Annotated in this window: 21 protein-coding genes; 13 read left to right on the top strand and 8 right to left on the bottom strand. The window is 66.8% G+C overall.

All coding sequences use genetic code 11. From position 1 onward, the window contains the following. Positions 1 to 42: 42 nt before the first annotated feature. Both QRN63_RS04055 and eccCb read right to left on the bottom strand, forming a co-directional pair. Positions 43 to 1,185: a type VII secretion-associated protein gene (locus tag QRN63_RS04055; protein ID WP_285029556.1), complete on the bottom strand. Its 1,143-nt coding sequence runs from the start codon at positions 1,183 to 1,185 to the stop codon at positions 43 to 45. Continuing rightward, a complete protein-coding gene (gene eccCb, locus QRN63_RS04050) occupies positions 1,182 to 4,754 on the bottom strand; it encodes a type VII secretion protein EccCb (protein WP_285029555.1) in 3,573 nt (1,190 codons plus the stop codon). The genes QRN63_RS04055 and eccCb overlap by 4 nt, the downstream gene beginning before the upstream one ends. Before the next feature lie 109 nt (positions 4,755 to 4,863). Here eccCb and eccD point away from each other — a divergent pair, with 109 nt between their 5' ends. After that, positions 4,864 to 6,132, top strand: a complete 1,269-nt coding sequence (eccD, locus tag QRN63_RS04045; RefSeq protein WP_285029554.1) for a type VII secretion integral membrane protein EccD — start codon at positions 4,864 to 4,866, stop codon at positions 6,130 to 6,132. Continuing rightward, positions 6,129 to 7,448 carry a type VII secretion-associated serine protease mycosin gene (mycP, locus tag QRN63_RS04040; protein ID WP_285029553.1) on the top strand — a complete coding sequence of 440 codons (1,320 nt, stop codon included), beginning with the start codon at positions 6,129 to 6,131 and terminating at the stop codon, positions 7,446 to 7,448. The genes eccD and mycP overlap by 4 nt, the downstream gene beginning before the upstream one ends. Positions 7,449 to 7,525: 77 nt before the next feature. Here mycP and QRN63_RS04035 read toward each other — a convergent pair whose 3' ends face one another. Further along, entirely contained in the window at positions 7,526 to 8,122 is a 597-nt protein-coding gene (locus QRN63_RS04035) for a TetR/AcrR family transcriptional regulator (protein WP_285029552.1), read from the bottom strand. A gap of 126 nt (positions 8,123 to 8,248) precedes the next feature. Here QRN63_RS04035 and QRN63_RS04030 point away from each other — a divergent pair, with 126 nt between their 5' ends. The 4 genes from QRN63_RS04030 (at position 8,249) to QRN63_RS04015 (ending at position 12,319) form a co-directional block, all read left to right on the top strand. Continuing rightward, on the top strand, positions 8,249 to 9,757 hold the full coding sequence (locus QRN63_RS04030) for an APC family permease (protein WP_285029551.1): 1,509 nt from the start codon (positions 8,249 to 8,251) through the stop codon (positions 9,755 to 9,757). Between the two features lie 2 nt (positions 9,758 to 9,759). Further along, positions 9,760 to 10,674 (top strand): carbon-nitrogen hydrolase family protein, encoded by a 915-nt coding sequence (locus QRN63_RS04025; RefSeq protein ID WP_285029550.1) that lies wholly within the window; start codon positions 9,760 to 9,762, stop codon positions 10,672 to 10,674. 171 nt (positions 10,675 to 10,845) lie between these two features. Then, positions 10,846 to 11,793 carry a DMT family transporter gene (locus tag QRN63_RS04020; RefSeq protein WP_285029549.1) on the top strand — a complete coding sequence of 316 codons (948 nt, stop codon included), beginning with the start codon at positions 10,846 to 10,848 and terminating at the stop codon, positions 11,791 to 11,793. A gap of 22 nt (positions 11,794 to 11,815) precedes the next feature. Further along, the gene (locus tag QRN63_RS04015) at positions 11,816 to 12,319 is read left to right on the top strand and encodes a winged helix-turn-helix transcriptional regulator (RefSeq protein WP_285029548.1); all 504 of its coding nucleotides are present in this window, start codon (positions 11,816 to 11,818) and stop codon (positions 12,317 to 12,319) included. Positions 12,320 to 12,433: 114 nt separating this feature from the next. On the opposite strand, the gene QRN63_RS04010 is transcribed toward QRN63_RS04015, so the two are convergent. Beyond that, positions 12,434 to 13,186: an SDR family NAD(P)-dependent oxidoreductase gene (locus QRN63_RS04010; RefSeq protein WP_285029547.1), complete on the bottom strand. Its 753-nt coding sequence runs from the start codon at positions 13,184 to 13,186 to the stop codon at positions 12,434 to 12,436. A 210-nt stretch (positions 13,187 to 13,396) separates the two neighbouring features. On the opposite strand from QRN63_RS04010, the gene QRN63_RS04005 reads away from it, so the two are divergent. The 3 genes from QRN63_RS04005 to QRN63_RS03995 all read left to right on the top strand — a co-directional run bounded on the left by QRN63_RS04005 (position 13,397) and on the right by QRN63_RS03995 (position 15,925). Continuing rightward, complete coding sequence (locus QRN63_RS04005; RefSeq protein ID WP_285029546.1) at positions 13,397 to 14,227, top strand: helix-turn-helix transcriptional regulator; 831 nt, start codon at positions 13,397 to 13,399, stop codon at positions 14,225 to 14,227. A 116-nt stretch (positions 14,228 to 14,343) separates the two neighbouring features. Then, complete coding sequence (locus QRN63_RS04000) at positions 14,344 to 15,180, top strand: LLM class F420-dependent oxidoreductase (RefSeq protein ID WP_285029545.1); 837 nt, start codon at positions 14,344 to 14,346, stop codon at positions 15,178 to 15,180. A 76-nt stretch (positions 15,181 to 15,256) separates the two neighbouring features. After that, the gene (locus QRN63_RS03995) at positions 15,257 to 15,925 is read left to right on the top strand and encodes a LysE family translocator (protein ID WP_285029544.1); all 669 of its coding nucleotides are present in this window, start codon (positions 15,257 to 15,259) and stop codon (positions 15,923 to 15,925) included. Between the two features lie 77 nt (positions 15,926 to 16,002). On the opposite strand, the gene QRN63_RS03990 is transcribed toward QRN63_RS03995, so the two are convergent. The 4 genes from QRN63_RS03990 to QRN63_RS03975 form a co-directional block, all read right to left on the bottom strand. Further along, entirely contained in the window at positions 16,003 to 17,115 is a 1,113-nt protein-coding gene (locus tag QRN63_RS03990; protein ID WP_285029543.1) for a glutamate--cysteine ligase 2, read from the bottom strand. 47 nt (positions 17,116 to 17,162) lie between these two features. Further along, positions 17,163 to 18,512 carry a type VII secretion protein EccB gene (eccB, locus tag QRN63_RS03985; RefSeq protein WP_285029542.1) on the bottom strand — a complete coding sequence of 450 codons (1,350 nt, stop codon included), beginning with the start codon at positions 18,510 to 18,512 and terminating at the stop codon, positions 17,163 to 17,165. 115 nt (positions 18,513 to 18,627) lie between these two features. Continuing rightward, positions 18,628 to 20,145 (bottom strand): glycerol kinase GlpK, encoded by a 1,518-nt coding sequence (gene glpK, locus QRN63_RS03980; RefSeq protein ID WP_285029694.1) that lies wholly within the window; start codon positions 20,143 to 20,145, stop codon positions 18,628 to 18,630. A 112-nt stretch (positions 20,146 to 20,257) separates the two neighbouring features. Next, complete coding sequence (locus QRN63_RS03975) at positions 20,258 to 20,812, bottom strand: CGNR zinc finger domain-containing protein (protein ID WP_285029541.1); 555 nt, start codon at positions 20,810 to 20,812, stop codon at positions 20,258 to 20,260. A 120-nt stretch (positions 20,813 to 20,932) separates the two neighbouring features. On the opposite strand from QRN63_RS03975, the gene QRN63_RS03970 reads away from it, so the two are divergent. The 4 genes from QRN63_RS03970 to QRN63_RS03955 all read left to right on the top strand — a co-directional run bounded on the left by QRN63_RS03970 (position 20,933) and on the right by QRN63_RS03955 (position 24,037). Continuing rightward, positions 20,933 to 21,910, top strand: coding sequence for an EamA family transporter (locus QRN63_RS03970; protein WP_285029692.1), 978 nt, complete (start codon positions 20,933 to 20,935; stop codon positions 21,908 to 21,910). A 15-nt stretch (positions 21,911 to 21,925) separates the two neighbouring features. Further along, entirely contained in the window at positions 21,926 to 22,594 is a 669-nt protein-coding gene (locus QRN63_RS03965; RefSeq protein WP_285029540.1) for a cutinase family protein, read from the top strand. A gap of 111 nt (positions 22,595 to 22,705) precedes the next feature. Then, complete coding sequence (locus QRN63_RS03960) at positions 22,706 to 23,317, top strand: cutinase family protein (protein WP_267319046.1); 612 nt, start codon at positions 22,706 to 22,708, stop codon at positions 23,315 to 23,317. Positions 23,318 to 23,431: 114 nt separating this feature from the next. Beyond that, positions 23,432 to 24,037: a cutinase family protein gene (locus tag QRN63_RS03955; RefSeq protein WP_285029691.1), complete on the top strand. Its 606-nt coding sequence runs from the start codon at positions 23,432 to 23,434 to the stop codon at positions 24,035 to 24,037. Positions 24,038 to 24,052: the final 15 nt, after the last annotated feature.

Here is a 24,052-nt window from a genome sequence, read left to right as displayed (position 1 = left end):
CGTTTGCGGCGGGCGTTCGGTTCCATTGCCGCCCAAGTTTTTTCAATCTGCCCGGCGGGCCGAACGAATCGCGGTGTCACATGCCGGCCGGACGGCCGCCCCCTGGCACCCGACGGCGATCCGGACCGGTCCGTCGATCAGCACCGACCACTCGACGGTCCGCCCGTCGCGCACCTCGCGGTATCGCACGGCCGCGCGTCCGGCACTGACACCGGCCTCCTGGAAATCCAGGATGACCCCGTCGGGCAGCTTCGTCGCCGCCTCCCGCAGCGACCGCGCCGCCACGTCGAGCGTCTGCTCCCGCGGCACCACCGATTGGGTGAGGTGAATGATCTGGCCCCGGTCATCGGGCGAAATGATCTGCAGCCGAGCCGATCCCGCACCCGCGAGGGCCCGATCGACCGTCCAGCGCACCGGGACCTGTAGCGCCACCCGGCCCTCCACGAGCCAAGTGAACTCCGGGTCAGCGGCAGCGGCGAGCGCCGACGTGGGGGCGTCGCGGTTGGACAGCCCCAGTCCCCCTGCACCGACGACGGCGAAGGCCGCCAGGCCGGCGATCGCGGTCCGCGCCCGCGCCGGACGTGGTCGCGCCGTGGCCGGTGGCGGGTGAGTGTCGGCGGCGGCGCGCAGGTCGGCGCAGCTGAGAATCTCTGCCCCGACGCCCTGATCCTGCAACAGCGCTTGGATTTCGGCGGCCAAGGGCGCGGCGCCGGGAACGCCGATCGGCGCGTCGATCACCACGCGGGCACCCCACGTGGTTCGAGCATGGACAGCCTCAGCGGTGGCACTGCCCGTGCGTCGCACGACGGATGCGGCGTCCCCCGGACGGGAGATCGTTACCAGGCCCTCCCCCAGTTCGACGACCGCACAATCGGGTTCGCCGCCGGCCGCACGGAGTGCGTCGGTTCTGCGCTCTATGACGACGCGGGAAACGCTGGTGGGGACCGCGGCCCGGACGCGCTCGATGCGCGACAGTGGCCACCATGTCGGGCACACCACCGTGATGGCCGATGCGGCGCCTGTCACCGCGGCCATGGCGTCGCGCCAGATGCGGTCGGCGGGAAGGACAGCCGCACCGAGCAGGCCCAGCTGCTCGTCGATGCACTCCAGTGCGGACGAGGCCAGTTCGGCGCCGACCTCTTCCGGTCCGATGATGGTCGCCGGGCCCACCACCACGACTGTCATGGCGGGTCGGTCCAGCCGATCTGGACCAGCTGGTCAGGTTGGCCGCGACGCACCACGACGGCCCGGCCGGGCGGCAATGCCCTCGGCCGTGCGGCGCCGAGCAGCGGCCCTTCGTCCGGGCCGGCACTCATGATGAGTCCCGTGGCGCCCAGGTCGCGCATGCGCGACAGGAGCGGGTCGAACATGGCGCGTGCGGCACCGCCGGAGCGGCGGGCGACCACGACGTGGAGTCCGATGTCCGAGGCGTGCGGCAACAGGTCGAGCAAGGGCCCCAACGGATTTCCCGTGGCACCCGCCACCAGGTCGTAATCGTCGACGACGATATGGATTTCGGGTCCGGACCACCAGGATCGGTCGCGCAACTGCTGTTGCGTGACACCGGGTCCCGGCAGCCGGGCGGTGAGCAGCGACAGCGCGGCGGCGAGCTCGGCGGCGGTCGTCGCGGCCGACATCGCGTAGCCGCACAGGTGCGGCGGTTCCACCACTCCCAGCAGCGACCGCCGGAAATCGACGATCAGCAGTTGGGCCCGAGCGGGATCGGTCTGTCCGATGATTGCGCGGCACAGCGTCCGCAGCGCCGCCGTCTTGCCGCACGCCGTGTCGCCCAACAGGATCAGGTACGGTTCGGCGCCCGTGTCCAGTGCGAACGGTTGCAGGTCTTCTTCGGACAGGCCGATGACGTACCGCGGCGGTCGTTCGGCAGTGGCCGGCAGCGCGGCGTAATCCACATGCTGCGGAAGCAGTTCGATGGCTGGTGCCGGGTCCGGCTGATGGGTGGTGATCAGATCGAGCTGCGGTCGCGCGACCACGAACTCCTTCCCGTCCCTGGTGAGGCCGCGGCCGGGCGGGCAGGTGGCGAGCAGATGCGCGCGGCGGCGGTCCATTTCGGACTCGGTCGGATCACCGAGCCGCAATTCGATTCGGGTGCCGATGTGGTCTTTCAGCATCGGCCGCAGTTCTGCCCACCGATTGGCGGTCAGCACCACGTGGACATCGACCGACAGGCCCTGTGCCGCCAGAGTCGTGATGGGGTCTTCCAGTGCGTCGAATTCACGACGCAGCGTCGCCCACCCGTCGACCGCCAGGACGACCGCACCGTAGTTGTCCGCGAAAGGCACCTCGGGCCCGTGTTGCTGCCGAAAGTCCTGACGCCGGCGGCACAGCGACAGCAGTTGGGACACGATGCGCCGCAGCAATTCCGGCTCGCTCCGGCCGGCAACGGTGCCGACGCGAGGATGCCGCCGCAAGGCCGTCAAACCACCGTCACCGAGATCGAGCCCGTAGATGCTGAGCCCGCCCGCAGGCGCCGTCGCGGTCAGGCCGAGCAACAGTGTGTGCAGCGCAAGCGATTTCCCCGAGCGTGGACCGCCGACGATGGCCACATGGCCTCCGGACCCGTTGAGGTCGACTACCAGGGGGTCGCGGCACTGCTGGAACGGGTTGTCCACCAAGCCGATCGGGACGCGCAGCGGACGGTGTTCGGTGTCGGCCGCCAGCAGCTCGGACAATGCGGGCGAACCCGTCAGCGGCGCCAGCCAGACCGGATGGGCGTTCGGACCGAGCCCGGCCAGTCGGCGCAGGGTCGTGTCCATCAGCGTCGGCCCGGCTGACGGGTCAGGCGTCACGGCCGGGACATCGATGGTGAACAGGCGCGGAACCGGAGGTTCGTCGTGGTCCAGCAAGACCGGCCCAGAGACGAACTGGGTGTGAAACCGCACCAGCTTGCCGTCCGCGGTGCGCAGCAACCCTGCGCCCGGCGTGCCCGGCAACTCATGTGCATCGGTGACCCCGAGGACGGCACGGGACTCTGCCGCCGAGAACGTCTTGAGACAGACCCGGTACGAAAGGTGGGTGTCCAGTCCACGTAGGCGGCCCTCGTCGAGCCGCTGGCTGGCCAGCAGGAGATGCACGCCGAGCGATCGGCCGAGCCGACCGATGGCGGCGAACAACTCTGCGAAATCCGGATGCTGACTGAGCAATTCGGAGAACTCGTCGACCACGATGAACAAGGCGGGCAGCGGTGCCAGGTCGGCGCCGGCCGCGCGCGCCCGCCGATAATCGCCGATACCGGACATATTGCCGGCCGCCCGCAACAGCCCCTGGCGCCTGGTCAGCTCCCCGGCGAGGGCGTCGTGCATCCGCGCGACGAGATGTGCTTCCTGCGCCAGGTTCGTGATGACGGCCGCGACGTGGTTGGCCTGTTCGAAGCCGAGAAACGTGGCGCCCCCTTTGAAGTCGACGAGGATCAGATTCAGCTCGTCCGGCGAATGCGTGCTGATCAGACCCAACGTGAGGGTGCGCAGGAACTCGGATTTGCCGGAACCTGTTGCGCCGATACACAAACCGTGCGGACCCATGCCGTACTCGGCCGGTTCCTTGAGGTCGAGCTCGACCGTCGCCCCGGTGTCGTCGGTACCGATCGGCACCCGCAGCCGATGCCGGGCCGGACGGATGGGCCACGTGTCCCCGGCACCATCGGCGCCGACCAGCGGGCGATCATGGTGCCGCCGGGTGTTGTCCGGACCGCCGGCCAGTCGGTAGCGCGCCACCCGTCGTGCGCAGGTCTCGGCTTGTGCGGCCGTGAGCACATCGACCGTCGAGCACGGCGGCAGCGTCGATGTCGTACCCGGCGCGCCCAGGACCAGCAGTGTCACCGCGTCGGTGTCCACGAAGGCGGCGGCCACCGGAGTGTCGACCAGCACCACCAGATGACACCCGGCGATGGCCGCGACCGCACCGAGTTCCGCAAACCGCAGCGGCTGCCCGCCGATGCGGCCCGAGCGATAGTGGTGCGGCAGCCATTTCAGCCAGTCCCACTCGGCCGATCCGCCGACCACGGCGACCTTCAGTTGGTCGGGCCCATGCCACAACGCCAGCTGGCACACCATGGCGCACGCCTGTCCCCGCGGATCGTCGCCACCGACGTCGATACGCCGATGCCGATTGACGACGAGCGTCACCGGGACATCGGGCACGGTCGCGGCGGTGCGCAACAGCCGATCGAACGCCGACGCAGTCAGCGGATCCGTCGTCCCGTCACCGGTGGCCGGTGCGGTCACCAGTCTGGTGCGCAGGGGGCGCGCGCCGATTCCCACACGGATCTCGGTGAAATCGTCGTCGCTCCAACGGCGTTGCCACATCCGCTCGGTGCCGACCAGGGTCCACAGCGCATCGGGCGGCGGGTGGTTCTGATGGAGCCAGCGATGCTGTTCGACGGCGGTTCGGTCTGCGCATCCGCCGACCGCGTCGAGGTACACCAGGTACTCGCGCCGGTCGGCGTCGATCTCGCCCGCCCGGCGCGCACCGCGCGAACCGAGGACCGTGCTGCCGACCATTGACAGCACCATCATCGCCGGAAAAAGCAGGAACATCGGATTCCGGCCCGCCGCCGCACCCGAGCGGAAGTAGAACACCATCATGCCGGCCATCGCCAACAACATGAGCACGGGTGCGATGCGGCTGACGACATTGCCCGACGACAGTCGCGGCACCGGTGGTGGCGTGCGGACCTCGATGTCTCCCGCGGCCGGTTGGGCCACGGGAGGTCGCACGACTCTGGTGAATTCCATCGAATTATCAGACGTACCCGGACGCCTTTCGGTTCCATCGATTTTCGTGTCGGGCGGGGTGCCGGTGTGCGGTTACCGTGGGATCGGGCATATCGATCCGGGGGGTGCGATGTCCGATTCCTTGTGTCGGCTTTCGGTGCGGTCCGACGGTGAACACACCAGCGAGACAACCGATCTGGTGCTGCCTGCGGGTGCCACGGTGGACGCGCTGCTCCCCGACATCGTGGCGCTGGCACATCCTCGAGCGTCCGAAGGCGTGAGTTGGCGGCTGGGCCGGGCTGCCGGTGATCCGATCGACGGGTCGTTGTCGTTGCGGCAAAACGGGGTTCACGACGGTGACGTCCTGGAACTGCTGCGCGGTTCGATTTCGGAGCTTGGTATGCCGCGGGCGCAGGTGGCGACGATGGCCGCCGGCCAGACCCCTTCTGATTCCACGGGTCGCCTCGTCGGACCTGCGCTCGTGTTGTGGGCCATGACTCTCGCGTCCGTGCTTCTGATCTGGTCCGCTGTGTGTGGTGATCACGTTGCGGCAGCCGCGGTCGCTTGCGGTGGCATGCTGGCGACCCTGGCGGCGTCGTGGCGGTCCGCCCGTGTGGAATGGCCTGCCGCCGCCGTCGTACTTGCCTTCGCGGCGGGATTCTCAGCCGTGCCGGGTGGACCGGCGGCGCCGAATGTCCTACTCGGAGCGGCGATGGCGTTCGCGGTGGCTCTCGTCCTCCTGAGAGTGGGCGCACAGGGCGTATCCGTTGCGGCTGCGGCATTTTCGGTGCCGACGATGGCGGCGGCCGCGGCTGCGAGCGCGTGGTCGGTGACGCTGACCAGCGCCGGGGTGGCCGTTACCGTTTCGGCATTGGTAGTGCTGTCGGCTGCGCCGCGCTGCGCCGTTGCGGCTGCGGGGCTCACGCCGCGCTCGGCGACAGTGGCCGACGGTGACGGGCAACGCATCGAGCTGGCGCAGCGCGTGCTCACGGCGATGGTCATGGGTGCGGCCGCGGCCGCGGCAGTCGGCACGGTCGTGGTGGCGGGGGGCGCCGTCGACCGGTCCGGGGCGCCGACAGTGGTGTTCAGCTGGGTGGCGACCGCGGCGATTGCGCTGCGGGCACCGTCGTATCGGGATTCGGCACGGCGGTGGGCCGTCCTGCTCGCGGGAATGGTCTGTGCCACTGCGGCTTTGGCCGTCACCGCGATGGCGTTCCCCGGCGCGACGGCCTGGCTCGGCGGCGGCGTCATCACGGCAGTCGTGGTCGCCCGGCGGATCGGACGGGTCGGCGACACGGCGGGCCGTTACCTGGTGCATCTCGAATACGCGGCACTGGCCGCCGTGCCGCCGTGCGCGCTCTGGGCCGCAGACGTCTTCCGCCTGGTGCGTGGTGGATGAGTACCCTGCGACAGGTCATCGCCGCAATCTTGACGAGCACAATGGCGTCGGCCGCTCCGTGTGCCCATGCCATCGCACCCAAACCGGTTGATCACGGGCAACTTCCCGGGCCTGCGGCCCCGGCGCCGCCCGGCAGGACCGAGCAATCGGACCGGTGTGCGACGGTGAAACCGGCCGACGCCCGGTCCGCGCACCAGCTGGACATACTCAATCTTGCTGCGGTGTGGCCGCTTTCCCGCGGCAGCGGACAGTTGGTGGCGGTGATCGACACCGGCGTGGCCCGGCACCGCTTGTTGCCGCATCTGGTCGCGGGCGGTGACTACGTCTCGTCAGGAGACGGTACGCAGGACTGCGACGGCCACGGCACCGCGATCGCCGGCCTCATCGGCGCCGACACTCGCGACACCGGTCCCGGCAGCTTCAGCGGCGTCGCGCCCGAGGCGACGATCATGGCGATTCGCCAGTCCAGCAATAAGTTCCGGCTGACCGATGATCACGAGATATCGGGTGTCGGCGACGTGGAGACGCTCGCCCGCGCGGTGCGCTCGGCCGCCGACGCGGGCGCCACCGTCATCAACATCTCGTCGGTCGCCTGCATGCCCGCCGCGGACCCGCTCGATGACCGGTCGTTGGGCGCCGCCCTGGCGTATGCGGTCGATGTCCGCAATGTCGTCGTCGTCACCGCAGCCGGAAATACGAATGGTGAATGTGCACAACAAAATCCGCTGTCCGATCCCAAGCATTCGGGCACACCGGACTGGGACACCGTGCACACCGTGGTCAGCCCAGCCTGGTACGACGACTACGTCCTCACGGTCGGGTCTGTCGGCCCGGACGGGGCGCCTTCCCAATTCAGTCTGGCCGGACCATGGGTCGACGTCGCCGCGCCCGCAGAATCCGTGGTGTCACTGAGCGCACAGGGCGACGGACTGGTCGACAGCCGGCCCGACGGACGCCCGCTGGCAGGCAGCAGCTACGCCGCGCCCGTCGTCAGCGGTGTTGTCGCACTGGTGCGTTCGCGTCTGCCGCAGTTGTCGGCACGGCAGGTGATGGCACGCATCGAAGACACGGCGCGCCATCCGGCCGACGGCTGGAACCCCCAGGTGGGACACGGAGTCGTCGACCCACTGGCCGCGGTGAGCGGCGGCGCACCGACACCCGCCCCGGCGCGGGTGGCCTCCGCAGAGGTTGCACCCACCGCCCGTCCCGATCATCGGTCGGCGCACCGCGTCGCCTTCCTCGGCACCGCCCTCTGCATCGCGGTGGCAGCTGTCGCGGCGACCGGGCGGCGGAGGTCACGGCACACGATCCGCTGATCGACTTCTTCGCGACTACGAAGAGCGATGAAACGCCAGCGGCCGCCCGTGTTCGCCATGATCGGTAGATTGTCACATCAACCGCGAGGGTCGTAGCCCGTCGCCGCTCGGGCATAGCTGCACAGGGCCGCGATTACGTCGTGGCGTGCGCGGCGACCCGCCAGAACTTCCATCTGGTATCCGTCTTCGAGCGCGACAAGGTTGGCGGCGAGCAGGCGCGGCGGGTCGGTGAGGATGAAGTGGCCCTGCGCCTCGCCCATCGCCAGAATCCTGTGGTAGACAGCGATTTGTCGCTCAGTGAGCGCACTGTCCAGGGCTGCCGCCTGCGGGTCACGCAAGCACCGCGGCCAGTATTCGAAGAGCAGCCGCACGAGACTGTCCCCCGGGCCACTGGCGACGCCGGCATCAATGCAGACGCGGAGTCGGTCGCGCGCGTCGGAGTACTGCTCGGCTAGCTCCTCACGCTCCTCACTGAAGCGGTCGATGGCCTGCTGATAGGTCTGATAGATCAGGGCATCCAGGTCACCGTAGTAAAGGACCGCCGCCGGGGTGATTCCGGCTTCTTCGGCAACGTCGCGCAACCGGACGCCCTCCAATCCGCGAGCGAGGACGGCTCGTTGGACGGCCTCGGTCAGCTCGGCACGTCGGTTCAGTTGATCGCGCTTGCGTGCCACCAGGGCTCCTTTGCATGACTCGGTTTATATCGCGATTCAAATCATAGTCGATTAACCGTTGACGAACAGGCCACACTTTTCTTAAACTCCGATTTAACGAATTTCGAACCGTGCCAAGGAGCCTGCGTGTCGAGCCATCCCGCCGTAGCCAAGACCAGCCCCGACCCGTCGTTACCCCCGTCCGGAGGCAAGGGACTGCAGACCAATTCCGTCGGCTTGCTTGCCACGGTCACGCTTGGGCTGGCCAGCGTCGCGCCGGCGTACAGCATTGCCGTGACTCTCGGCTTCGTGGTGATGGTCGTCGGCCATATGGCTCCGGCCTCACTGCTCCTCGGTTTCGTACCGATCCTGTTGACTGCGTTCGCATTCCGTGAACTGAACCGGGAGATGCCAGACTGCGGGACCACGTTCGTCTGGACTACCCGGGCGTTCGGACCGTATGCGGGGTGGCTCTGCGGAGGCTGGGTGGTGCAAATCGCCACGCTGATCGCGATGAGCGCGCTGGCGAAGGTCGGTGCCACGTACCTTCTGGGTCTGGTCGGCCTGGGTTCGCTCGCCGCAGACGGCACGGCGGTACTCGTCACCGCCATCCTGATCCTGGCCACCGTCACCGCCGTCGCGTACCGCGGCCTGAAGCTGGCCGCCGGTGTTCAATACCTACTGCTCGTGCTGCAACTGGTCGCCCTTTTCGGTTTCGGCATTGCCGCTTTCGCACGTGGGAGCGCCGAGCCGCCACATTTGGCCTGGCTCAACCCTTTTGCGCTCGGCGGACTGGGACCGGCCGCCGAAGCGGTGCTGCTGTGCCTGTTCATCTACTGGGGTTGGGATGCGCTCATCACCGTCAACGAGGAAACCGTGGACAGTAAACACACCCCGGGTAGAGCCGCGGTTATCTCAACTCTGGTGCTGTTGGGCACCTATCTTTTCACCGCGTTCGCCGCAATCAGTTTCGCCGGCACCGGCACCACAGGGTTGGGCCTGGGCAACCCCGACAACGCGGCCGACGTACTGGCCACCCTCGGCCGCCCGGTGCTCGGAACTGCGTTGGCCAAGGTGGTCCAATTGGCGATCTGCGTCTCGGCGATCTCGGCCCTGCTGACCTGCCTGGTGAGCAGTCCCCGTGCCACCTTGTCCATGGGCAGCCACGGCGCGCTGCCCAAAGCGTTCACCCGAATCCACCCCACACACCGCACGCCGGCATTCGGCACGATGTTCTTCGGTATCGCCACCGCTGTGATGCTCAGCGTGCTCACCGGTGTCTCGCAGCACTTCCTCGGCGACGCCATCCTTTCGATCGGCCTGCTCATCTCCCTCTATTACGGCGTCACCGGCCTCGCCTGCGTATGGCATTTCCGGCACCGGCTACGCCTTGGCACCCGCGCATTGCTGTTCAAAGGAGTGCTGCCGGCGGTGGGCGCACTCATGATGCTCGCGGCCTTCGCCCGCAGCACTCACGACACGCTCGACCCCCACTACGGCGGCACGTCGTTCCACGGCATCGGCGGCGTCTTTCTCCTGGGCATCGGCTCCATCGTCATCGGCGCGATCGTGATGATGCTCGCGCGTCTCCGCTTGCATTCCTTCTTCCGCAGCGGCCGTACAGCAGTCACCGAACCGCCCATCACCGAGGAATGATCATGCGTACCCTGACCATCGCCGCCATCCAAAGCGCTCCGATCCCCTTCGATCTGGACGCCACCTGGCAACTTTTCGCCGACCAGATCCGCGCGGCGCGGGACACGTTCCCGCACATCGAACTCGCCGTCGTCCCCGAGCTGTTCCTCGCCGCCGAGGCACCTCTGCTCCAAGCCCGGAAAGACTGGATGAGCCATACCGCGTGGCCGCTCGACACTTCGCACATCGACCGAATCCGGGCCCTGGCCAAGGAAACTCGACTGTGGCTGATTCCGGGCAGCATCTACGAACGCGACGACGAGCGCATCTACAACACCGCCCTGGCTATATCGCCGCGCGGTGAAATCGTCGCCCGGTACCGCAAGGTCTTTCCCTGGCAGCCCTTCGAACAGACCACCCCCGGCCACGAGTTCATCGTCTTCGATATCCCCACGGTCGGTCGGATCGGCCTGGCAATCTGCTACGACGGCTCCTTCCCGGAGACCGCCCGCCAACTGGCTTGGATGGGCGCCGAAGCCATCATTCAGCCGACCCTGACCACGACACGCGACCGCGAAATGGAACTGGTTTGCGCCCGCGCCAACGCCTGGACCAACCAACTTTACGTGATCAACGTCAACGCCGCCGACCCTGCCGGAGTCGGGGCCAGCGCCATCGTCGACCCGGAGGGGATCATTCGCCAACAGGCCGGCTCGGGCGAGGAAGTACTCATCGACACGCTCGATCTCGACACGGTCTCCCGCATCCGCGCCAACGGCACCTTCGGCCTCAACAGACCGTGGGATCAGTTGGCCCGCTACGGCACACGAATTCACCTGCCGATGTACGGCGGGTGCATCCAAACCCCCGACTGGCACGAGGCCGCCGACACCTCTCCAGCGTCGAAAACGCTCGCAACACGCGCATCGCTCGGCTGATAGGCCATGAGTAGTCACCGGCGCGGACGGACCCGGACGCTCACGCCCTCCCAACGGCGGCGCGGTTCGGGTGTGCGCAGAAGCTGACTTGCATAAAAGTAGCCAGCGTCTGCTACGGTCATTCTGACTTGCCTTAAGCAAGCCATCTATGGCCCGGGGGGAAGCGGAGACATGACCACACCAAAACGGGACGGAAACACCCTGGGATGGATCACCGGGCTGTGCGTCGCAGTCCTGTGGGCGAGCGCCTTCCCTGCAATCCGCGTCGCCGCACCGGAACTCGGGGTTGTCGGCTTGACGCTGGGGCGATTGCTGATCGCGACGGCGACCCTGGTCGCGATCGGAGCATGGCGCGGCGCGCGCCTTCCCCGTGCCGCCGACCTGCCCCTGATCATCAGCTGCGGCATTGTGGGGATGGCGGCGTATCAGCTACTGCTCAATTGGGGTGAGCTCTATGTACCAGCCGGCACCACCAGCATGATCGTTTCAGCCTCGCCCATCGTCAGCGTCACGATCGCAGCATGGTTGCTCCGGGAGAAGCCATCCTTGATGACGATGATCGGCAGCGCGGTAGCCGTGTCGGGTGTGGCGGTCGTGTGCTTCGCGCGCGCGGGAATTGCTTTGTCATCGGCAGTGTGGATCATTGTCTTGGCAGGTCTGCTTCTAGGAATTTACATCCCTCTCACCAGGCCGCTCCTGAGCACGTATACAGGATTGGAAGTAGCCATCTACTCCACGTTCTCTGGCACCGTCATCACCCTTCTGATGACGCCGTGGGCCTGGGCGAACATGGTTTCCGCGAGCGGATCAGCCTGGCTGGCGGCCGCATACCTCGGAGCACTGCCATCAGCGCTGGGCTATGCGTTGTGGGGATATGCGTTGTCACGACTGACCGTGGCCGCGACAACGTCGTTCCTGTATCTGGTTCCCCCGATCGCGGTCATTCTCTCGTATGTCTGGCTACACGAGACACCAATGGTCAGCGAAGGCGTCGGTGGTGTGATCGTGTTGCTCGGCGTGGTCCTGTTGAACCATGGACGACTCCCCCGAAGACGAGCACAAAACATCCAACCATCCATCGGCCAGGACGAAATCGTCGATCCGGTCGCCTCGAGCTAACACCTTTCGATACACCGCACTGATGGAGAGAATCATGGTCCTTCGATCCGACTGGTCAACACGCCCCTGCCCAATCGCCAGAGGTATCAACGAGATCGGCGACCCTTGGGTGCTATTGATTCTTCGCGAACTATTGTCGGGCATTCATCGCTTCGATGAGATTCGCGAGCACGTCGAGGCAGCTGACAACGTGCTCGCCGACCGGCTCAAGAAGATGGTTGCGAACGGGCTTGCCCAACGGATCCCGTATCGGGACGGTGGCCGTACACGATACGAGTACCACCCGACACAATCCGCAGCAGACGCGCTTCCGGTGTTGCATGCGTACTCGATCTGGGCGCAGCAGAACACGCCGAGCAAGCAACCAAACCGACGTCTGAGCATCATCTGTCGCGAATGCGGTTCGCAAAGCGACACCGGGGAATCATGCAGTGCTTGCACCGCACGTCTGACCGTAGACAACGTGGCCTGGATCAGACCGATCTTCATCGACGAACCGCCGCGGCCCCTGGCACCGGCGCAATGAACCGGGACCTACCCGCGTCTGCCCGTCGACAACGTCGGGTGATTCGCTTCGTATGACCGCGCTCCAGGATGTCGCCGGTCCCTGGCCTATTGGACGGCAACGCATCACACGCGGCTACGCCAAACCTCCGCCGACGACAAGGATTTCGCCCGTGATCCATGAGGCAGAGTCAGAGGCCAGGAACGTCACCGCAGGCGCGACGTCCTCGGGCACACCGATGCGACCAAGCGGAGTGATCTTCTCGATCTCACTGCGGAACTGATGGCTGGAGAATGCGCTCGCGTGCATCCCATCAGTAACGGTCAATCCAGGATTGACCGAATTCACCCGAATCCGGCGCGGGCCCAGTTCCTTTGACAGCGTGCCGGTTATCGCGTCCACCGCCCCCTTGGAGGCGGTATACACAAGGGAATCAGCCGGCGTGAAGCTGGACACGCTGGATCCGATATTTACGATGCTCGAACCGTCCTGCAACAATCCGTCAAGTGCTTCCCTGATGGTGATGGCCAGCCCGAACACATTCAACCCGAACTGACGCTGAAATTCATCCGGGGTCACTGATTCAATTGCGCCCATCTCGTATATTCCGGCGTTGTTGACGAGAATATCGAGATTTTCGATCCGCCCTCTCAGTTCGACGAACATAGCCTTGACGCTCTCTGGGTCCGCGATGTTGGCCTGTATCGAAAATGCATGCCCACCTGCATGATTTATCGACTCAACGACCTGTTCGGCGCCACTGCTGCTTGAGGAGTAGTGCACGGCAACGTGTGCTCCTGCAGACGACAGGTCACGTGCAATAGCCGCTCCAATACCTTTCGATGCTCCCGTGACGAGTGCGGTCTTCCCCTGCAAAAGTCTGGTCAAATTCGCTTCCTCTCCAACGCGCGCGGCCTGTGAAGTACAACCCGCGGACAACAAACCTCTTTTCACCGTAGGTACGCCGTTGTCACCGCGGGAGGGTGCGGCACTCCCAGTCAGACCTCCCAGCACCTGCGGAATCTTTCGAATACGTCAGACCAAAGCTGGGTGTCGTGCACCCTGGTTAAGACAAGTCACTATGCGTACGTTGAAGACATGGATCGGCGAAATGAGTTGGGCGCCTTCTTGAGGGCCCGTCGCGCCTCTCTGTCGCCGCGGCAGGCGGGAGTACCGGCCGACCTGCCGCGCCGAGTATCGGGTCTGCGCCGGCAAGAAGTCGCAGAGCTTGCCGGCGTCAGCACCGACTACTACACCCGGCTTGAGCAAGGGCGTGAACAGCATCCATCAGATCAAGTGCTGCAGGCGATTTCGCGTGCCCTCCAGTTGGACGCGCATGGCGAAGAACATTTGACTAACCTCGCCCATACGGCGACGTCGCTCAGCAGAGTTCCCGTAGTGCGTGAAGCCAGCGAGGGGACGCTCAGAATCGTCAATGACGTCGTGCACGCCCCGGCTTTAGTGGTCAGTCCGGCCTTGGATGTTCTCGCGATGAACGTCTGTGCGCGCGCTTTGTACAGCGATCATTCCGGGGTGGACAACCTCGCCTACATGGTTTTCCTCGATCCCATCGGTGTGGAGTTCTACGTGGACTGGGACGAGGTTGCCCGCGATACCGTCCGCAATCTGCGGGCGGCGTCGGCCAAGTTCCGTGACGACCCCCGCATCGCTGAAGTGGTCGGCGAGCTGACGATTCAAAGCGATGCTTTTACCTTCGTCTGGATGCGACACGACGTCCGTCCGCGCACCAGTGGCACCAAACGATTTCGGCACAGCCGGGTCGGTGAAATGAGTCTTCGATACGACACCTTCTCCGTCGGCGACGCACCCGGACAACAGCTACTCATCTACTCCGCAGAACAAGGAAGCGCCGACGCTGACAGCCTTGAACTGCTGGGCCGTCTTGCCGCCGACCTGTCGCCCGACTAGCAGGGGCGTTCGACCCAAAACGATTAGAGGCGGCCACTTTTCGGCTGCCATCAGATTTCACCCGTCCTCGGAGCCGTTCGGGCCGCGCACGGGGCGGACGATGTAGGGAGAATTGTATGCACGTGGGAATCTTCACCTCGATCACCGATGAGAGCATGGCGCCCGGGGAACTGGCGGTCGAAATCGAGGCACGCGGCTTCGAATCCCTGTTCGTGCCCGAACACACTCACATCCCGGTGAGAATTGGGGCCATCCACCCCGGATGGGATGAGATTCCTCGCGACTATCGCCGCAGCTTCGACCCCTTCGTCGCACTCTCCTTTGCCGCCGCGACGACTACAGACCTGAAGATCGGGACAGCTGTGACACTGCTTGCGCAGCGCGACCCGATCACGTTCGCCAAAGAAACCGCGACGCTGGACCGGGCGTCGGGCGGGCGCCTGGAACTGGGAATCGGCGTTGGGTGGCTCCGCGAGGAGATGCGCAACCACGGGACCGATCCGCGGACTCGCACCGCCTTGCAAACCGAGCGAATTCAAGCGGTGAAGAAGATCTGGACTGAAGAGCAAGCCGAGTTTCACGGCAAGTACGTGGCGTTCGACCCAATCTATTCGTGGCCCAAACCCGTCCAGGTTCCGCACCCACCGATCTGGCTAGGGGGTTGGGGTCCGTCCACCCCCAAGCGGGTACTCGCCCACGCAGATGGCTGGATGCCACCGACCATGCTTGAGCTGGCGGAGTTGCAGAAAGGGATGAGCGAACTCGGCGTGCTGGCAGAACGACACGGCCGGGCGCCGGTTCCGGTCACCTCGGTCATCCTTGACCCGCAGCCCGGTGATATCCAACGCCGCGCCAACCTCGGCGTACACCGTGTTCTGCTGGCGCTGCTACCGGTAGCTTCCCGTGACACAACGCTGCGCACACTCGATCGCTTTGCCGCCCTCACGACGTGAAATCCCCACAGCTTCAAGGACCGCGCGTGGTCGCCCGCATGCCAGGAAGCCTCCATCAGCGCGAAAGGAGCGACGCATGTCCTCGCTGATTGAGTTCGTAGCATTGGTGACAGTCCTCGTTGCGCTTCCAGGTCCTGCCGTTTTGTTGACGCTCAAGCACAGAATGACCCGCGGGCGCGCTGATGCACTCGCAACAGCCGCGGGAGTCTTGACTGCCGACCTGTTGTGGATAGCCGCGTTATGTGCGGGATTGACTGCGTTGTTGATCAAGCACCCAGCGGCGTTCGAGATCGTTCGGTATGCCGGAGCAGCATTCCTTATCTACGTCGGACTGCGACTAGCGCTGGCGCGAGGCGATTCTGGCGTAGCTGCGAAGGGTTTGCGGGTACCTTCAGCCGAACCCGGGGCCATGCCGATGGACAAAACGCACATTTCCGTTGGCGCGTGGAGTGCCTACCGCGACGGCGTCATATGCGACTTGTCGAACCCCAAAACGATGATTGTGTTCACCAGTGTCATACCCCAGTTCATGAACGCAGGCAGTGGGCCGACGGAGGCGCTCACACTGGGACTACTTTTCGCGTTTATAGGGCTTCTGTCGCTGTTCAGTTACATCGCGCTATTCGGCGCAAGCTCGCAGGCATTGCAGAACCGTGTCGCGACGTCCATCACATTACGTGTAAGTGGGCTGGTTCTGGTGGCTTTCGGCGCCAACCTGATCGTCGAACGACCCACAATCGCATGAACATCCGTACGAGCAACCGCTGACGCATCTTGTCCGTGTCGGCATCCTTCGTCAGCATTGCGGTGCGCCACCGACGGTCACGGTAATGAGCGTTCGAACGTCGTTGTCGCCGTGGCTAATTCGGAGATGACATCGGCGACCTCTTTGCGCCCTCGCCAAGCCCGGCGTTGTCGCATGGCCCCGTTGCCCTGCTCGGCGATGCGGGCCAACTCGTCGCGCGCCATGTCATAGTCACCGAGTGCTTCGAGGGCCGGGCGGAGATGCTCGATGAATCCGGCGAGCAGCACCCGGGCGGGCGCCACCGAACAGTCGCCCGCCAAGTCGATCGCGTCACCGTCGAGGCCGTCATGCGCCGCTTTCCAGTGCGCGGCACGCAGCGTCCAATCGGCAAGGCGCGGAACGGGTTCCCCGCGCTCATTCTCGTCCAGCGCCATCATCACCGCGGCCCGGATGAGCGTGGCCAGCAACACCGTCTCGGCCACGGTTGCCGGCACGTCGGCCACCCGTACCTCGACAGTCGGAAAGTTGGCCGACGGCCGCACATCCCAATAGAGCATGCCATCGTCGAGCACGGCGCCGGCCCGCGTCAGGGCGTCGGTCACGGCGTCGTAGGACTCGACGGAGTCGAAGTGCGGCGGGGGCCCGGCGCTCGGCCAGCGCGTCCACAGCACGCCGCGGAAGCTGGCATAGCCGCTGTCGGTGTTGCGGTAGATCGCCGAGTTCGCGCTCAGCGCGAGGAGCAGGTGCAGGTAGGGCCGGAGCCGGTTGCTGACGTCGATGGCGGCCGCCCGGTTGGGCACGGCGACATGCACGTGGCACCCGCAGATGCCCTGTTCATGGGCGATCATGCCGAATCGGTCGGCGATGCGGCCATAACGCTCTTTGGTGGTCACCGGGAACGCGTGCGGCACGGTCGGCGGTAGCCCGACAGCCAACAGCCGTGCCCGCTGTGCCTCGGCCGACTCGATGGCGACGCGACGCAATCGAGTCAGTTCTGCACGCAGATCATCGCTGGTGCTCATCACGGCGGTCGTGGTCTCGACCTGGCACCTGGTCAGCTCGAGCTGTAGGTCCACACCACGTGCGGCCGCATACTCCGCGACCGCCTGGTTGCGCGGAACGGGCGCGCCGTCATGGGGGTCGACGAGGAGGAACTCTTCTTCAACCCCGAAAGTCGGCAGGTCGGTCATGGCACCTGGGATGCCCCAGCGGCCACCAGGGCAAACCCGCCGGGGCGCTACCGCGACAGGCCGTCGCGCTGCACCTCGGCCGCCGCCACACTCAATTCCGGACCACCTGGCAACCGCACCAGCAGCGGCCAGGGCGCGGCCAGCGGCGCACCCTCCACCCCGAGATATTTCGCTGTCTCGGCGTCGTGGATGCCGTACCGCACGCCGCTGTCCGACACCAGGTACAGCGGGCCCGTCACCGATCCCCCGGTGACCCCGGTGGCATGCACGTAGGCGTACCGACCCGGCGGTACCGCCACGGCGTCGATGTTCGGCCCGTCGCCGTCGTCTTGCGCCAGCGCCACCGCGGCCGCCCCCGGTTTCCCCTGTCCGACAACGGTATCGGCGCGGCCGTCGTCCGAGCGCCATCGTGCGCAGACCGGAGCCTCGCTCGGCAGCGGCGGTTTCGCCTGGTCCGGAAACGTCGACACCGCAAGGTCATGGACGGCGGGAACGGCCGCGATGGCCGCCGGCGCCGCGATGTGGAGGTCACCGTCGTCCACCCCGTGGGTGAACCGGATGACGTCGGCCGCGACGTCGCCGACGCGCTGCAGGCCGCCGCTGAGGACCACGTGGTGTTCCGGTGCGTCGGCGCGGTTCACCCGCAGCACCTGACCGACGACAAAACCGCCGGGCCCCTTGGTGCCCAGGCCCGGGATCGCCGGCGCCGTGATGGCGGGAAGTTCGGGCAACAGGTCGAGAAATGACCGCGACACCTGCCGGGGCGTGACGCCGTCGAGCCGCAGCGCCCTGACCACCGCGAGGTCACGCAGATCCACCGCGGCGCGCTTGCCCCCGTACAGGAGATAGGCGGTTGCCAAGTGCTCGCCGGCTGCCGTCGCGAGGATCGGCCGCGCACCGTCCGGTCCGACGGCGTCCGCACCGGCGATCAGCGTCGTCCGCCCACTGTCACACACCTGCCACGACGCCGCCGCGATCGGCCGGCCCAATTCGGCTGGGGCACCCGGAATTCCGACGAGAGGACCCCGCGGTGCGCCCGCGATCGCATCGGCGTCGACCGGTATCGGGTTCGCCGCGGACTTGGCGACGAGCCGGGCCGACGCCAGATTCAGCGCCGGATGCCACCTCGACCCGATGCGCACGTACAGCGCGCCGGTGTCCCGGACCATGACGATCGGCGCGTCACCCAGCCGGCCCGCCGGAGACGCGATCGCGATCACCGCGCACGCCGCCACCCCCAGCAGCCCGGCGAGCCATCCCGCCGCATACGAAATCGATTGCGCGCGAATCGGTTCATCAACCATCGCGGCGTCACCACGCACCAGCGCGTGGATCAACCGCCGCGTCTGAAAACGCCGGCCACTGGCCTCCAGTTGCGCACCCTGCCCGCGAGCCATGTCCATCCCCCGGCTAGCAGCCTAACCGCGAGCAGAGACCCGCCCCGACGCCAGTTTTCCTCGGGGATTTGTGCACGATTTTCCGCGCCGACCGCGGAAAATCGTGCACAAATCCCTAGGAGACGTCGACCCAGTCCAGGGTGCGGCCGACGGCCTTCTGCCAGCCGGCATACCCGGCGGCGCGCTGCCCGTCGTCCCACGACGGCGCCCAGCGCTTGTGCTCCAGCCAGTTGGCGCGCAGCTCGTCGGGGTTCGACCAGAACCCGACACCGAGCCCGGCGGCATAGGCCGCGCCGAGCGCAGTGGTCTCGGCGACAACGGGTTTCACCACTTCGACGCCCAGCACGTCGGCCTGGATCTGCATGCACAGTTCGTTGGCGGTGATGCCGCCGTCGACCTTCAGCACCTCGAGGTGTACGCCGGAGTCCGCGGCCATGGCGTCGACGACGTCGCGGCTCTGGTAGCAGATGGCCTCGAGCGTGGCCCGGGCGATATGGGCGTTGGTGTTGAACCGCGACAGCCCGACGATCGCGCCGCGCGCATCCGAACGCCAGTACGGCGCAAAGAGTCCCGAGAACGCGGGCACGAAGTAGACGCCACCGTTGTCCTCGACCTGGCGGGCCAGCGTCTCGCTGTCGGAGGCACCCGCGATGATGCCCAACTGGTCCCGCAGCCACTGCACCGCCGATCCGGTGACGGCGATCGAACCCTCCAGGGCGTAGACGGGTTTCGCGTCACCGAACCGATAGCACACCGTCGTCAGCAGACCGTGCTCCGAGCGCACGATCTTCTCGCCGGTGTTCAGCAGCAGGAAATTGCCTGTGCCATAGGTGTTCTTGGCCTCGCCTGCCGACAGACACACCTGCCCGACCATGGCCGCCTGTTGGTCGCCGAGGATGCCGGTGACCGGTACCGGCGCGCCGAGCGGGCCGTCGGCCGCGGTCAGTCCATAGGGCTCCGACACCGACGACGACGCGATGGTCGGCAGCATCTGGCGCGGAATTCCGAAGAACGACAACAGTTCGTCGTCCCAGTCGAGGGTCTCGAGATTCATCAGCATGGTGCGACTGGCGTTGGTGACGTCGGTGACGTGCACGCCGCCGCGCGTACCGCCGGTCAGGTTCCACAGCACCCAGGTGTCGCAGGTTCCGAAGATCGCGTCACCGCGCTCGGCGGCTTCGCGCACGCCGTCGACGTTCTCGAGAATCCACTGGATCTTGCCGCCGGAGAAGTAGGTCGCCGGCGGCAGGCCGGCCTTGCGGCGGATGACGTCGCCGTGACCCTCACGTTCCAGCGCCGAGGCGATGCGGTCGGTACGGGTGTCCTGCCACACGATGGCGTTGTAGTACGGGCGGCCGGTGTGCTTGTTCCACACCATGGTCGTCTCGCGCTGGTTGGTGATGCCGAGCGCCACCAGATCCGATGCCGACAGCCTCGTGCGGTTGAGCGCCGACTGCAGCACCGAGCCGGTGCGCTCCCAGATCTCGACGGGATTGTGCTCGACCCACCCGGCCCGCGGCAGGATCTGCTCGTGTTCGAGCTGGTGGCGTCCGACCTCACGACCTGAGTGATCGAAGATCATCGCCCGGGTGCTGGTGGTGCCCTGGTCGATGGCCGCTACGAATTCGGCCAATGGCCCGTCCTTCCGCTCGAACACTGTGGTGTCGGACATCACGGTAGGAGACGCGGCCCGGTCCCGCGATGCATTGCGGCATCCGACGCCGGGCGCGTCGGACCGCCGGGCGTCAGTTCTCGCGGGCGCGGCGCTCGCGGTACGCCGCGACGTGCTGACGGTTGCCGCAGTTGCCGGTGTCGCAGAAGATGCGGGATCGGTTGCGCGACATGTCGATCAGCACCGCGGTGCAGTCCGACGCCGCGCAGGTCTTGAGCCGGCGCAGTTCCCCGGCGCGGATCAGGTCGGCCAGCGCCATCGCCATCTCGGCGCCCATGCGCTGGACCAGCGGGTCCTGATCGGCCGCCAGGTGCAGGTGCCACTCCGGATTCTCGGGGTGGCGCGTCAGCCAGGGCATGGCGCGGTTGTCGATGAGCAGGGCGTTGACCTGGCCGACCACCGCCTCCTCGTCGTCCGCGGCAGCCCACAACAATCCGAGTCGCTCCCGCAGGCCGTGCACCGCGGTCAGCTCCGCGGTGTCGCGGTCGCGTCGCCCCGTCCAGCCGAAGTGGTTGAGATACCCGTCGAGGGCCGCCAGATCGGCCAGCTGGTCGCCGTCGACCCGGTCGCTGTTGACCAACACACACGCCGCGCGCAGCGTGAGCTCCGTGTCATGACTGAAATTCATTTGACTCGTTACACCCACCCTCCGTAGCGTCATGACCAATCCCAACTTCACTCATTACATCATCGGAGGTGGCCCGTGACTGCGTCGAACGGCACCACGGCCGGCCACTTCCGGACCGGCATGATCTTCGCCGTCGCATCTGCCTTCACCTTCGGGATGGCGGGCGCCCTTGGCAAGTCCCTGATCGAGGCCGGCTGGAGTCCCACCGCCGCGGTGGTCGCCCGGCTGACCGGCGGTGCGGTGGTCATGGCCGTCGTCGCGACGATCCTGCGCAAAGGCTGGGTGCGCGAAGCCCTGAGCCACAAAGGGACGGTCGTCGCCTACGGTGCCATCCCGATCGCGGGCGCCCAACTGTGCTACTTCAATGCCGTCACCTACCTGCCGGTCGGTGTCGCACTGCTGCTCGAGTACGCCGCGCCCCTGCTGGTCGTCGGCTGGGTGTGGGCCACGACCCGGCGCCGCCCCAGCACGCTGACCCTCACCGGCGTCGCGATCGCCATCGCCGGCATCACGCTGGTGCTCGGCCTGGTCGGGCCCGGGAGCCACACCGGGGTCCAGATCAGCCTGGCCGGGATCGGCTGGGGCGTGGGCGCCGCCGTCTGTGCAGCCTGCTACTTCGTCATGTCCGACAAGGCCAGCGCCGACGGCACCGGCCTGCACTCGATCACCCTGGCCACCGGCGGGCTGATCGTCGGCGCCGCGGCCGTGGCCCTGCTGGGCGTCTCCGGCGTCATGCCGCTCGCCTTCACCAGCCACCCCACCACGCTGGCAGGCCTGACGACGTCCTGGCTGGTACCTGTCATCGCGCTGGCCATCGTGCCGACCGCGATGGCCTACACCTTCGGCATCATGGGCATCGCCCGCCTGCAGCCCCGGTTCGCCTCGCTGGTCGGCCTGTCCGAGGTGATGTTCGCCGTACTGGCGGCCTGGGCACTGCTTGGTGAGGCCGTCACCGGCGTCCAATTGCTGGGCGGCGTCGTGGTGCTGGCCGGCCTGGCGCTTGCCCGCCAAGGCGACCGCGGCGAAGCGACCTGGCACGACGATTGGCCCGACAGCCCAGAGGGTTTGCCAGCAGGTCAAACAATTGGCCGTAGCTGAGCACCATATGTGAAGATGGCCCGCGTGACCTTGCTCAGCACGTCGGTCCGAGTGGCCGTACTCGCCGCCACCGTCATCTCCGGAACCGCGCTGCTGCCGTCGGCACCCGCCCAGGCGGACCCGTGCCCGAACATCGAGGTGATCTTCGCCCGCGGTACGCACGACGACCCCGGTATGGGCCGCGTCGGGTCGGTTCTGGTCGACGCGCTGCAGCCCCTGGTCGGCGGCCGCACCGTCACCGGCTACGCCGTGGATTACCCGGCGTCCTACGACTTCCTCACCGCGCAGGACGGCGCGACGGACGCGCAGAACCGTATCGCGACCATGGCGCAGCAGTGCCCCAGCACCAAGATCGTGCTCGGTGGGTACTCGCAGGGCGCCGCAGTGGTCGACATGCTGGCGGGCGTGCCTCCGCTGGGCGACCGCGTCGGCGATGTCGGCTCGGCACCGCCGCTGCCCCCGGAACTCGCGAACCGGGTCGCGGCTGCCGCGGTTTTCGGTAACCCGTCGGCCAAGTTCAGCCACCCACTGGACTCCATGGGCCTGTTCTCGAACCGCTCGGTCGATCTGTGCCTGTGGGGCGACCCCATCTGCTCGCGCGGCCGAAACCCGTTCGCGCACTCGCGTTATGAGTCGTCCGAGTACATCGGGCAGGCCGCGCAGTTCATCGCGTCCCGCGTGTGACCTGCCGCTGAGCGTTTGTCGCGGAACCGCATCTGCCAGGCGCGGTTAGGATTCGGTGTGATCATCAGTGCACTGCGCCGGGCCTTGGCCGGCACCGCAACCACCGTCGTCATGGCCGGCATCACTGTGCTGACGCCGCCGTCCCTGGGTGCCGTCGGCACCGCCGCCGCGGCCAACTGCCCCGACATCGAGGTGACGTTCGCCCGCGGCACGTCCGAAGATCCGGGCCTGGGCCGGGTCGGCGGGGCGTTCGTCAACCAGCTGCGCAACAAGGTTGGCGGCCGCTCAGTGGGGGCGTACGCCGTCGTCTACCCGGCCTCGTACGACTTCCTGGCCGCCGCCGACGGCGCCAACGACGCCAGCGCCCACATCCAGTGGATGGCCGAGAACTGCCCGGGCACCCGGCAGGTGCTCGGCGGCTACTCCCAGGGCGCAGCGGTGATGGACGTCATCGGTGCCATCCCGGTTCCGGGCATCGGCTTCAACAACCCGCTGCCGCCCGAGGCCGCCGGCCACGTCGCGGCAATCGCGGTGTTCGGCAATCCGTCCGCCAAGTTGGGTCTGCCGTTGACGGCGAGCCCGGTGTGGGGCGGCAAGGTCATCGACCTGTGCAACCCGGGCGATCCGATCTGCCAGACCGACGGGGACAGCGTGCCCGCGCACAAGACCTACGCGGGCGGCCCGACCAACGACGCGGCTCACTTCGTCGCCGGATTGTTGTAAGGCTGGCATCTTTTCTCGACGAGACCGTCAATTCGTCGGGATACCATCGGATTTGTGATTGGCCGCCGGACGCTGTGTGTGCTGATCACTGTCCTGACTGTCGGCGTCGCACCAATGTCGGTGCTACTCACTGACATTGGTGTGGCGAACGCCGCCGCCACCTGCGCCCCCGCGGAAGTGGTGTTCGCGCGCGGCCGGATGGAGCCGCCCGGCCCCGGGCAGGTCGGCGCCGCCTTCGTCACCGCGCTGCGTCAGCTCCGCGGCCCGAATATCGGTCTGTACCCGGTGAATTACCCCGCGGACACCCAGGTCGACGTCGGCGCCAACGACATGAGCCGGCGCGTGCAATGGCTCGCCCGCAACTGCCCGGCGACCAAAATCGTGCTCGGCGGTTACTCATTGGGCGCCGCTGCCACCGATCTGGTTATCGCGGTGCCCATTTCGGCCTTCACGTTCAACAGTCCCCTGCCCCGGGGCGCCGACCAGCACATCGCGGCCGTGGCGCTCTTCGGCAATGGCTCCAACTGGGCCCTGCCCATCACTGCACTGAGCCCGACGTATCAGAATCGGACCATCGATCTCTGCCATTCCGACGATCCGATCTGCAACCCGAGCAGCCCCTACAAATGGCGTTCCGAATGGCAGGATCACCTCGCGCCGGGCTACATCAAGTCCGGCATGGTGAACCAGGCCGCGAAGTTCGTCGCGGCGCGGCTCTGACGCGCAGCTAGACTC

This window comes from Mycolicibacterium sp. lyk4-40-TYG-92, from assembly GCF_030209435.1.
Classification (GTDB): domain Bacteria; phylum Actinomycetota; class Actinomycetes; order Mycobacteriales; family Mycobacteriaceae; genus Mycobacterium.
This window is presented reverse-complemented; position numbering and strand designations above follow the sequence as displayed.